This window comes from Vibrio sp. 1-1(7), from assembly GCF_013048485.1.
Classification (GTDB): Bacteria; Pseudomonadota; Gammaproteobacteria; order Enterobacterales; family Vibrionaceae; genus Vibrio; species Vibrio fujianensis.
This window is the reverse complement of record NZ_VHSP01000001.1, coordinates 1,639,283-1,651,530: the sequence shown is the minus strand read 5'-3', so window position 1 is coordinate 1,651,530 and position 12,248 is coordinate 1,639,283. Positions and strand designations below refer to the sequence as shown.

Genomic DNA, 12,248 nt, shown 5'->3' with positions numbered 1-12,248 from the left:
ATCAAAGTTAAATAATAAAAAAATCGGGGCGTTAGCCCCGATTTGATCACTTTTGACACTCAATAAATTACAAATTACAGCACATGTACCGAAGCGGTATTTGTGGTACCTGAAGCAACCAATGCACCAGAAACCATGACAGCGATGTCACCTTTCTTACCTAAGCCTGATGTTAACGCAATTTCTTTACCTAAGTGGTAGAAATCATCAGTACTTTCAATCGAATCAACTACAACAGGAACGATACCTTTGCTAAGCACGAGCTGAGCAGCCGTTTTTTTGTTGGTTGTTACCGCAATGATGTTTGCCGTTGGGAAGTACTTACGTACTGAACGAGCTGATTTACCCGCTTCTGTTGCAACGACAATTAATGGTGCTGCTAGTTTTTCAGCCGTATCTACCGCGCCTTTACAAACGGCTTCAGTAATACGTAGGCGAGGGCTGTCTAAGCGTGAACCGAGTTCAGCCTTAAGAGCGGCATCGGTACGAGCAGCGATCTGTGCCATAATCGTCACCGCTTCAACGGGGTATTTACCTTTAGCTGTTTCACCCGATAGCATAACAGCATCAGTACCATCCATGATCGCATTCGCAACGTCACCCGCTTCTGCACGAGTTGGACGAGGATTTTTGATCATTGAATCTAGCATTTGAGTGGCTGTAATCACTACTTTACGTGCGCGGTTACATTTTTCGATCATCATTTTCTGAGCAAAAATAACTTCTTCTGCTGGGATCTCAACACCTAGATCACCACGAGCAACCATGATGCCGTCAGACAGCTCAAGAATTTCATCAAAGTTATCGACACCTTCTTGGTTTTCGATTTTAGAGATGATTTGGATGTTTTCGCCACCGTTAGCTGTGAGTACTTCACGGATTTCTTTCACATCAGACGCTTTACGAATGAAAGATGCAGCAACGAAATCAACACCTTGTTCACAACCAAATTTCAGATCATTTTTGTCTTTTTCTGACAGTGCTGGAAGGTTAACGGATACTCCTGGTAGGTTGACACCTTTATTTTCACCTAATGCACCGTTGTTGAGTACTTTACATTTTACTTCAGTTGCGGTGGTTGAGATGACTTCCATTTCAATCAAACCGTCATCCACTAAAATTGTGTTACCGGCTGTCAAGTCTTGAGCAAAGCCTGGATAAGTGACCGCAACAATATCTTTGTTACCCACAACCGATGTGTCGGTTGTAAAAGTGAACTCTTGACCTGCCACCAGATCAACATCTTCACCATTTTCAAGTTTGATGGTACGGATTTCAGGGCCTTTAGTATCTAACAGAATCGCGAGTTGCTGACCGGTGGCTTCCATGACTTTACGGAAGTTTGCGATACGAGTGCCGTGTTCAACGTAGTCGCCATGAGAGAAGTTTAAACGCATAACGTTCATACCTGCGTTAACCAGTTCAGTTAACTTCTCTACAGATTCAGTTTTAGGGCCAATCGTACAAACGATTTTGGTCTTTTTCATGGAAAGGTATCTCCGGTAAATAAATTAGGATGAATTTAAAGTTTAATTTAGTGTAATGCTGAGCTTTAAAATGATCTCGGAGGGCAAGTTTTTCGTCTCAATTGCCAAGTTTTATTCACGAATATGTCATCTTAAAGCTGAAAGTCTTTCAGCAGATTTAGTCATTTTATGACTATTTGTCTGATGTTAAATTTCAAAAAGTGCCAACTTATCGCCTTAAAGTCGCGATTGTTGACACAATGTTTTACTAATTTCTGTAATTTATTTTCTTTTCGGGTGTGAATTCTATCATCTAATGAAGCGAATATCACGATTTAAGATTTGTCTTAGAACAAGGTTTTAGCGCTAAATATTAATTTTTTAGATCGAAATAAATAGACGCTTATGTTTCGAAGTGATTATAATTGGTTTCGAATCGAAATTTTATTTATCTAAAAACATGTCTAAACGAAACACTCAAGTAAGACGACACGCCATTGCCTGCTTAGTTAGCGAGCAAGGAGAGGTGAGTGTCGAAGCATTGTCTACTCAATTTAAAACATCAGAAGTCACCATTAGAAAGGATCTTGCGTCTTTAGAGATGAATGGTTTACTCCTACGTCGCTATGGTGGTGCTATTGCTCTTCCTAAAGAGGTGATGGCAGATGAACTTAATGAAAAAGTTTCGGTTCGAAAGGTTTCGTTAGCGAAAGCGGCAGCAAAATTAATTAAAGATCATCATCGGATAGTCATTGATAGCGGCAGCACAACGGCGGCGCTTATTCAGCAATTAAATGACAAACGAGGTCTGGTGGTGATGACTAACTCATTGCATGTCGCCAACGCGCTCAACGACTTGGAAAGTGAACCGACGTTACTTATGACCGGTGGAACCTGGGATACCCATTCTGAATCTTTTCAAGGCAAAGTGGCTGAATCTGTCCTGCGCTCTTACGATTTTGATCAACTTTTTATCGGTGCGGATGGCATTGATCTTGAGCGTGGCACCACGACCTTTAATGAATTAACCGGCTTAAGCCAAGTGATGGCGGATGTTTCCCGAGAAGTGATCGTGATGGTTGAGTCCGATAAAGTGGCAAGGAAAATCCCAAATTTGGAACTGGCTTGGCAACGTATTGATGTATTGGTCACTGATCGTGATCTCAGTGATGAATACACCAAAAAGATTGAATCTCATCAAGTTCGAGTGATTCGAGCTTAAATCAAGCCTTATTACCTTGACGTTAGCCCGCTAAATGGCCTTTGCTTGCAGCCTCGGGCTAGCGATCAAAAATTAATAACAATTATGGAGTTTTTATGTGTGGAATTGTGGGTGCGGTAGCGCAGCGAGATGTAGCAGAGATTCTAGTCGAAGGTTTACGTCGGTTGGAGTATCGAGGTTACGACTCAGCAGGAGTCGTTGTAGTTGATGAACACAATCAACTGACTCGAATTCGTCGCCTAGGTAAAGTACAAGAGTTAGCCGATGCTGTAGAAGCGGCGCATGTTTCTGGCGGAACGGGAATCGCCCATACTCGCTGGGCAACCCATGGAGAGCCATCTGAGATTAATGCTCATCCTCACATGTCTGGTGATATTGCGGTCGTTCATAATGGCATTATTGAGAATCACCAAGTGCTACGCGATTGCTTACGTGAGCGAGGATATGTTTTTGAATCACAAACGGATACAGAAGTGATCGCCCATTTAGTTGATTGGGAGCGTCGCACATCGAATACGTTAATTGAGGCATTACAGAAAGCGGTTAAACAATTAGAAGGCGCTTACGGCACCGTGGTGTTGGATCGTAACGATCCTAGTCGAGTCGCGGTCGCTCGTTCCGGTAGTCCGATTGTGATCGGTTTTGGTGTTGGGGAAAACTTCCTCGCCTCCGATCAATTGGCATTGCTGAGCGTGACTCGTCGTTTTATGTATCTTGAAGAGGGGGATGTCGCTGAAGTTACCCGCCGAGAAGTGAATGTTTTTGCTGCTAATGGCGAACCCGTGGTACGCGAGATTATTGAATCTAATGCCGAGCATGACGCTGGAGATAAAGGTAAATATCGCCATTTTATGCAGAAAGAGATCTTCGAACAGCCGACCGCTTTACTCAATACAATGGAAGGGCGGATCAGTCACGATACCGTAATCACCGAAAGTATTGGAGTACATGTAGCAGAGATCTTAAGTCAAGTTGAACACGTTCAAATTGTGGCGTGCGGTACCTCTTACAACGCAGGGATGACGGCCCGCTATTGGTTTGAGGCGCTTGCTGGAGTTAGTTGCGATGTTGAGATTGCCTCTGAATTTCGTTACCGCAAATTTGTCACGCGTCCGAAGAGTCTATTGATTACCCTGTCTCAGTCTGGTGAAACGGCAGATACTTTAGCAGCGTTACGTCTCGCCAAAGAAAAAGGTTACATGGCCGCAATGACCATTTGTAATGTTGCAGGCTCTTCACTGGTACGAGAATCTGATTTTGCCTTTATGACTCGGGCGGGCATCGAAATTGGCGTCGCCTCAACCAAAGCTTTTACCACGCAACTGTCTGCTTTACTTATGCTGGTCACGGCACTTGGCAAGCAAAAAAAGGTGATTGATAGCGAACAAGAATCAGAGATTGTGCAGGCTTTACATGCCTTACCAAAACAAATAGAACAAGCGCTTGCCTGCGAAAAACAAATAGAAGCGATTGCAGAAGATTTTGCTGATAAGCACCACACACTCTTTTTAGGGCGCGGTGAATTTTATCCGATAGCCTTGGAAGCTTCATTGAAGCTCAAAGAAATCTCTTATATTCATGCGGAAGCTTATGCTGCTGGTGAGTTAAAACATGGGCCATTAGCTTTGATAGATGCGGACATGCCCGTTGTGGTGGTCGCGCCCAGCAATGATCTGTTAGAAAAACTGAAGTCTAATATTGAAGAAGTACGAGCGCGTGGTGGGCTGTTATATGTTTTTGCTGATCAAGATGCTGGTTTTGAAGCTGATGAGACAATGAAGATCATTACCATGCCATCTGTCAGTGCAATTACCGCTCCGATCTACTATACCTTACCTATGCAGTTACTCTCTTATCATGTTGCGTTAATCAAAGGAACTGACGTTGATCAACCTCGTAATCTAGCCAAAGCGGTTACGGTTGAGTAACCGCTTATATTGATTGCAAAAATGGCGGTAAACCTCAGTGTTCCGCCATTTTTTACCGCAGTTTTTGACTGTTGCATTCACGTCTCATACCCAGAGTATCCATCCCAATCATTCCCTTAGTCAGTAACCATCTGAATGATGTCTTTAGCCTCCAATTGCTGCTAATAACCTTGTTAATGATATGGTTTATTGATTTTGATTAATTTTTCTTCAATCAAATCACGCTAGTTACCATAACGGGCTTGATTTCCAATATCACTAAAAGTTAATATTAATGATAATAATTATCATAAACTTTGATGTGTGACTGGGATGCCCCAATTCACTGATCTTTCTATATTTTGAATTAAAGCAGTAGGATTTATGAATGTTTATCATCGGCTATCTCCGATCGGGATGGCTATCTTTGTATCTTTATATGGCAGTTCATTTTCGGCATATGCTGAAAATGAAGCGCCTCCCGCTCAAGAAGTGATGGTTGTAGTGGGTTCAGGGGTAACGTTAGAGCACATTGAGCTTGAGCAATTACCGAAGACAAACCCGACATTGTCAGAATTATTAAAACATCAGCCTCGTATCGGTATTAATGATGCTCAAACGGCGATGCAAGGGGGAACGCTAAGGCCGGATGAAATATCCTTATCAGGAGCTAGACCTCACGAGACAAAATATACCATTGGTGGCGTTGGGGTTAATAATATTACGACGTTTGCTAATCAATCGGATCTTCCTACTGAATTATCTTCAGGACACTCGTCAGGTTATTTTGTTGATACCACGTTAATTGACAGTGTTGAAGTTTTTGACCATGACATTAGTGCCGAACATGGTGGATTTACCGGCGGTGTCATTAATGTTGAACTGCGTCAACCAAAAGAGAAATTCACCGTCGATTATAGCTACCGTATGAATGATAGTGCCTGGAATGCAGCACAAAAGGTAGGCAAAAACTTTCAAGATTCGTATGGAACGCCTATTGATGGTTCGGGGAAATACCAGCCTAACTTTCAAAAGCGCATGCATGCATTGCATATGAGTGGTGCGATTAGTGAGACCCAGCAACTCGCGCTTAATATCAGCCGCCAAGAGTCAGATATTCCACTTGCGAATAGTAAAGATGTCGATCAAAGCATGAATAATTTATTCATCACTCATATTTGGCAACGGGCTAATTGGAAAGCAACCACTGATTTTCGTTATGCGTATCATCAAAGTAATCATTTTATGAATGATGCACTAAATGATAAAGCTGCGCAGGAAAATAGTGAATCGACCAATAAGCATCAAGGCATAGGGGGATCGTTTAAGTTAGAGCATGCGTCAGAGTTTGGGGTATGGAAAAACGCATTTGCCTATGATCGATTGGTTGATGAGCGTGCATCTGATGCCAACTACTTTAAATCGGTTTTTAAGCGAGAAAATGGTGAGCTTATTGCTTATAACCAAGGGGGGTATGGTGATCTGACCCAAGAGCAAGACAGCTATCAATTAAAATCGACCTTCTATGCGACGCCTATCTATTTCGGCGAAACAGAGCACCTCTTTACATTTGGTGCTGAATTAAACCAGCAAAAAGGTCAAGTCGTACGGCCTAATGAGCATATGGTGTATCAATATCAAGAAATGGTACCTGGTAATCCTAAAATTACCAAACTGACGCGCTACTTTGCGGCTGACTACCATGTTTCGGAAGCACACTACGGCTTATTCGCCGAGAATAATATGCAGTGGCACCGTTGGGGCATGAAGCTTGGCGGACGTGTTGATCGTATTGGTGGTTTTGATCGTACGGTGTTTTCACCACGTATCACAACTCGCTGGGATTTTGATCTTGAACAAACGAACCGAATTACGCTTGGAGCAAATCGTTACTACAGTACTAATCTGCTCGGCTGGGCTTTAAAAGCCGAACAAAATAAATATCAATCGGCTCACAAAAATTGTACGCCACTAGATGGTAACTACAACCATGTTGGGAGCGACAATCTGACTTGTCTTTCTTCCAGCTCTGGGGATGCTTTGTCTCTTCGCCATGCTGATGTGCCTTACGCGGACGAAATAAGTGCCTCTTGGGCGATAGATGTCAGCAACGTTATGATGAAAACTGTTTACGTTTATCGTAAGCAACGAGATGGCATCACCTATTCAAAAAATGCCAATGATGGGATGGCCACGTTACACAATAATCTAAAAAGTGATGATCAAATCATCAGCTTAGAAATCAGTACCATTCGTCCTTATGCCTTTATTGGGGGAGAGTTTAATGCTCATTGGCAGATCGCCCATAATCGAAGAAGAGGTTATGGTGATGTAAAAGCGAATTATGATCAAAGTAATGATTTAGGCGGGGGTTTTCAGGATGAATGGGTACTCTTGGATGGTGAGCTAATTCGTTACAGTACGATGGATGTGAGTGGTTACCAATCACCAATTAAAAGTAGTCTTGATTTAATGATGCATTGGAGAAATTTAGGCGTTGTATGGAATAACCGTATTAACTACCAACAAGGCAAAAAAACAACGGCTTATGAGGGAATGAAAACGGTTGAGATCAACGGTCAATCAGAAACGGTTAACTCGTTAGTTAGCCAATCGCTCGATGACTTAATGACCTGGGATATGTCAGTCAATTGGACACCAACACAGTTAAATAACCATCTTGTGTTGGGATTGAGTGCGACAAACTTACTCAACACACAAAAAGTAATTTCTTCCTCCGGGATACAGCTTGGCAATGTGGTTCCCAACGAATACTACAACCAAGGAAGACAAGTCTGGTTCAATATCAGCTTACGTAATTAGTGTTCCCCTTAGCTATGAACAAGGAATCGGCGCGGTAACGCGCCGTTATAAATATGCGACAATTATTGATTGTTATTACAACGTGCTTATTTTTTTTGGGGTGTCAACAAGCACCTCAACCAATCGATACTCCTTTAAAAGAACGTAGTGATCTTATTCGAGGTCAGCTACCAAATGGCTTGCAATACATTCTGGTTAAAAATGCACGACCAGAAAATAGAGTGTCGCTACAGCTGGTCGTTCATGCCGGATCATTAGATGAAGAGGATGATCAAAAAGGCATCGCTCATTTAGTTGAACATATGGCATTTAATGGCACACAACATTATCCCGCCAATACGCTGATAGAACATCAAGAAAAACTAGGCATGGTCTTTGGGCGAGATGTTAATGCCATGACCGAATATTACACCACATCTTATTTTCTTCATCTTCCGGATAATACCGAATCAATGATGAATGAAGGTTTCCACATGTTGGCACAACAAGCGAGTGCATTGGTGTTTGATCCTGATGAACTGGAGAAAGAACGCCCTGTTGTGGTGGAAGAGTGGCGCAGTGGCCTATCCATGATGTCACGTTTAGGTAAAGCGAATCGACAAATTTTACTTAACCACAGCCGATTTGGTGATCGTGAACCGATTGGCGATATGGATCTTGTACGACATGTCGATGCCAGTCGAATTAAAGCATTTTGGCAGGATTGGTATCATCCCAATAACATGACTTTAATTGTCGTGGGAGCGACAGAACAGGCTCAAGTCGAGGCTATGCTGGCTCGTCACTTTGCTAAATTAGCCCCACAAACACTACCTAAACGGCCTGATCTTCGTGTGCCATTAGATAACCAACTAAAACTTGAGACTATCACCGATAGTGAAATTACCACGGAAGTGTTATCACTCAACTTTAGGCAACAAGCCAAAGAACCTCGGACAGAAAGTGAGTTACGTGCACAATTACTGAATGAATTAACGATGCAGGCGCTTAATAAACGCCTGAGTGAGCAGTATCAAATCGAGAGCCAACATATCAGTAAAATGATGGCTATGGCTCGCCCACTTGCCACCGGATATCGTAATAACCGTCTGATGGCCCTGTTGACTACTGATGACTACCAGTCCAGCGTGCAAGAAATGTTTGGTCAATTAAGCCGTTTTGCCGAACATGGGATCAGTCAAAGTGATTTAGATACGGTGCGTTATAGTTTGATTAGCCGCTATCAACAAATGGCAGACTCGTTACGCGATACGACGAATCGACGCGTGATGATGTCAGTGTTTAATCGTCTTCGAACGCAATCACCTTTAGTAGATAATCATCAATACGCTGAGCAGGTTGAGTTATTGGCTAACAGCATTCTTGTCTCTGAAATTAATCAGCATTTAGCGCAAATGGTACACACTCAACAGCCGATTGTGATTGCTCAAATTCATCCGGATAGTTTAGATAAACTGCCTTCAGAACAGCGCTTAAATCAAGCTTGGACAGTTGCCAAAGCGAATCCACCAGCAGCAACAGAAGTCGTGACTGTCCGGTCGCAATTGATGGCTTCTCCGCCTAAGCCTGCGAAAATCATCTCACACCGAGAAGAGAGCGGCGTTCACGTGTGGGAACTCGACAATGGCAGCCAAGTATGGTTTGAAGCAAGCGAAGAAACCGCGAACCAGTTGCTCATCGAATATCGAGGTTGGGGAGGAACGGCGCATCTACCCAATGCATTACGTCGTCCTGCCATGCAACTGCGCCAAATGGGCCGGTTCGGCTATGCCGGATTAAACAGTCAACAGTTGAAGATGCTTAATGCTCCTTACGCAAATAAAATCATGACATTTGTTAACCAAGACAGTCATGGATTTATCGGCTCTTCTGATGTGAACTCATTAGAGAATTGGCTACAAAATATTCATCTGCAAATCACACAACCACAGGTTGATGAAGCGTTGTGGCAATCGAGCAAATTATTGATTGAACGAGGTATCGAAAACCGTTTAACCAGTGCTCACGGGCAATTTAATTCAGCGATTGATGCGATTCGTTATCAACATAACCCCGAATTACAAGCATTGAGTCTGGATGAATTGCACCAAATCAGTACCGATGATCTTTTAACCGCTTGGCAGCAGTTGTTTGCCAGTGCTGCAGGTCATCAACTGGTGATTGTTGGTAACGCAGAACCAGAACAAGTCATTGAACTGGCTAGGCGTTATATCGGTTCGTTACCTTCTTCAACACGTCGTTACTTTCCAGTTCCATTACCACCATTGGCGGAGGGGCGTCATCAAATCAGGATTGCCGCTGGTGAAGAGCCAATGGCTGTCACGAGTTTATTGTTCAATCAGCCGATGAAATACCGTCTTGAGCAAGCCGATCAAGCCTATTTATTAAGTCGTATCATCAGTAATCGTCTCCGAGAGTCGTTACGCGAAGATGCGGGAGGGGTTTATTCGGTACGTTTTGCCATTCGATTTGATCGTCATCGAAATCAAGCTTTTGGCATGATTAGTTATAGCCATGAACCTCAACGAAGCCAGGAGTTAAAAGATCAAGTTTTGGCAGAGATTGAAAGCCTAAAAACGCACGGCGTGACCAAGCAAGAGCTTCAGCGAGTGATCCATCAAACCAAACAAGCCTTGGTTGCTGATAATTTAAGTGATCGACAACGGATTGCTTATCTTAAGTCGGCAGCTCGTTACGGGGAGAGTTTAACCGCAGTAGAAGACTATTTATCTTGGATTGATGGTGTGGAGCCGGAGAGCTTAACGGCTTTAGCTCAAACGATATTTTCTACCTCAAACTGGATCGATGCCTTGTTAGTGCCTGCTAATGATAGCGATATTGAATCATCGATTTAGCCATTCGGTCGAGCGCTCGCTGTTGGCCAGCGCTCGTTAATTCTGGTGAATTTATGCTAATTTTTAAACAGTTTTTAATGATTGCAAAACCGTATTGGTTGAGCCGAGCCAGTGTACTTAGCTGGCTACTTTTTCTGATCACGATCGCTTTATCTTTGCTGTTGGTTCAGGTGATGGTACAGCTCAATAGCTGGAATAAAGCATTTTTTGACGCTTTAGCAGCCTTGGATGGGCCACTTATTTATGATCTATTGTTGAAGTTTATCGGTATTGTTGCCTTAGTCGTTGTGATGACAGTATACGCTAAATGGCTGCAACAATGGGTAGAGCTGCGTTGGCGAACTTGGTTAACGGAACGGTTTGTCAGTCGTTGGCTCAGCCAACAAAATATTTACCACCTTACCCTAAGGGATGAACCCGATAATCCAGATCAACGCATCGCAGAAGATATCAAATTATTAACGACTGACACGCTTTCTTTAATCATTGGATTGGTTAAAAGCGTGGCGACCTTGAGTGCTTTTAGCGTTATTTTATGGCGTTTATCGGGCGACTTTCTCTTACCGTTATTTGATGGTGTGCAACTATCAGGGTATTTATTATGGTTAGCCTTACTTTATTCTGTGATTGGTGCGGGAGTGACCCATTTTTTTGGGCATAAGTTACATCGTCTGTTCTATCAACAACAAAAACGAGAAGCCAATTTTCGTGCTAATTTATTGCGTAGTCGAGACAGTGCTGAACAAATCGCACTAATGAAAGGACAGCAGCGAGAAAAAGCCCAGCTTGATTCACGATTCAGCGACATTGCACTCAACTGGAAAGCATTAATGGCGCGTGAAAAGAAACTCGGATTAGTGGTGAATACTTACCATCAAATAGCGGCAATGGTGCCTTATTTTGCGGCTATACCGGCATTGATGGCAAATGTGATTACTGTCGGTGGGCTCTTTCAGGTAAAAATGGCTTTCATGAAGGTTTATGCCTCTTTGAGTTGGTTTATTTTTCGTTATGATGATCTCACGCGTTGGAGTGCGACGGTGACTCGCTTAGGGCAGTTTGTTGAAGCGATGGAGCGATGTGAACATTTAGCCACTGATGCTTCCCGGCCTGCATTGCATCAACAGCCAGGTCAAGGTATTCGTTGCCAAGCACTTTCGATCTTACGCCCTGACGGCTCAGCGCTGCTTTCTGAGTTAGATTTACAACTGGCGGCGGGGGAATCAATGATGATCCAAGGGCCGAGTGGGTTAGGTAAATCGACACTGTTACGCACCTTAGCGGGAATATGGCCATTTTACCAAGGAGAATACCAAGTTCAGCCAGCAGGCGTATTGCTCTTGCCACAAAAACCGTACTTACCCACTTCAACCTTGAGAAGCTGTTTAAGTTATCCACATCCAGAGTTAGCGGATAATCAGCCTTATATAAAGGCATTAGAAGCCGTTGGGTTGGAATTTTTATCATCAAAATTAGATGAAGAAGCAGAGTGGCAAGCACGATTGTCTGGGGGCGAGCAACAAAAATTAGCCTTAGCGCGAGCCTTTGTGGTGCAGCCAGAAACGTTGATTTTAGATGAAGCAACCAGCAATTTGGATGAGCCAACCGCTTATTTACTGATTAAAAAGTTACGTGACACGTTACCCAATAGCGTCATTCTGATGGTCAGCCATCAGCGCCATTTAGCCCCTCTTTTTCAGAAGACCCTCGATTTAACCCCTCAGTTTGAAGAGCCGGTTAGGCCAACAAGGCAAACCGTGGACACCCCTGTATTCGCTTGATTGAACGAGGTGATGATAATTAACAATTACACACATTAATGACACGGATTGATGCTGTGGCTCTGATGGGCTTAACGACAGATGATGTCGTTAAGCCCTATTTTTAACATCAGATCCATCAATCTGCATCACCCAATTTGCTAAATCTGGTAGAGCCATCGAGAGCGCTTTGAGCTGTAAACGTCAGTGAGTTC

6 protein-coding genes are annotated in these 12,248 nt (G+C 43.2%); 5 read left to right on the top strand and 1 reads right to left on the bottom strand.

Annotated elements, in window-relative coordinates:
- Positions 1-74: 74 nt before the first annotated feature.
- Complete coding sequence (gene pykF, locus FKN05_RS07545) at positions 75-1,487, bottom strand: pyruvate kinase PykF (RefSeq protein ID WP_099611746.1); 1,413 nt, start codon at positions 1,485-1,487, stop codon at positions 75-77.
- A 439-nt stretch (positions 1,488-1,926) separates the two neighbouring features.
- Here pykF and FKN05_RS07540 point away from each other — a divergent pair, with 439 nt between their 5' ends.
- The 5 genes from FKN05_RS07540 (at position 1,927) to FKN05_RS07520 (ending at position 12,054) form a co-directional block, all read left to right on the top strand.
- Positions 1,927-2,688 carry a DeoR/GlpR family DNA-binding transcription regulator gene (locus tag FKN05_RS07540; RefSeq protein ID WP_099611747.1) on the top strand — a complete coding sequence of 254 codons (762 nt, stop codon included), beginning with the start codon at positions 1,927-1,929 and terminating at the stop codon, positions 2,686-2,688.
- Positions 2,689-2,783: 95 nt separating this feature from the next.
- Positions 2,784-4,616: a glutamine--fructose-6-phosphate transaminase (isomerizing) gene (gene glmS / locus FKN05_RS07535; RefSeq protein ID WP_170887187.1), complete on the top strand. Its 1,833-nt coding sequence runs from the start codon at positions 2,784-2,786 to the stop codon at positions 4,614-4,616.
- A 363-nt stretch (positions 4,617-4,979) separates the two neighbouring features.
- Positions 4,980-7,418 carry a TonB-dependent receptor gene (locus tag FKN05_RS07530; RefSeq protein WP_170887186.1) on the top strand — a complete coding sequence of 813 codons (2,439 nt, stop codon included), beginning with the start codon at positions 4,980-4,982 and terminating at the stop codon, positions 7,416-7,418.
- Between the two features lie 53 nt (positions 7,419-7,471).
- A complete protein-coding gene (locus FKN05_RS07525) occupies positions 7,472-10,273 on the top strand; it encodes a M16 family metallopeptidase (protein WP_099611750.1) in 2,802 nt (933 codons plus the stop codon).
- A gap of 53 nt (positions 10,274-10,326) precedes the next feature.
- On the top strand, positions 10,327-12,054 hold the full coding sequence (locus FKN05_RS07520; RefSeq protein WP_099611751.1) for an ABC transporter ATP-binding protein/permease: 1,728 nt from the start codon (positions 10,327-10,329) through the stop codon (positions 12,052-12,054).
- Positions 12,055-12,248: the final 194 nt, after the last annotated feature.

What these genes read in the sequence shown, in the direction of transcription:
- FKN05_RS07540 (WP_099611747.1), top strand. Translation starts at nt 1,927, where the DNA reads ATGTCTAAACGAAACACTCAAGTAAGACGACACGCCATTGCCTGCTTA.
- FKN05_RS07520 (WP_099611751.1), top strand. Translation starts at nt 10,327, where the DNA reads ATGCTAATTTTTAAACAGTTTTTAATGATTGCAAAACCGTATTGGTTG.
- FKN05_RS07525 (WP_099611750.1), top strand. Translation starts at nt 7,472, where the DNA reads ATGCGACAATTATTGATTGTTATTACAACGTGCTTATTTTTTTTGGGG.
- glmS (WP_170887187.1), top strand. Translation starts at nt 2,784, where the DNA reads ATGTGTGGAATTGTGGGTGCGGTAGCGCAGCGAGATGTAGCAGAGATT.
- pykF (WP_099611746.1), bottom strand. Translation starts at nt 1,487, where the DNA reads ATGAAAAAGACCAAAATCGTTTGTACGATTGGCCCTAAAACTGAATCT.
- FKN05_RS07530 (WP_170887186.1), top strand. Translation starts at nt 4,980, where the DNA reads ATGAATGTTTATCATCGGCTATCTCCGATCGGGATGGCTATCTTTGTA.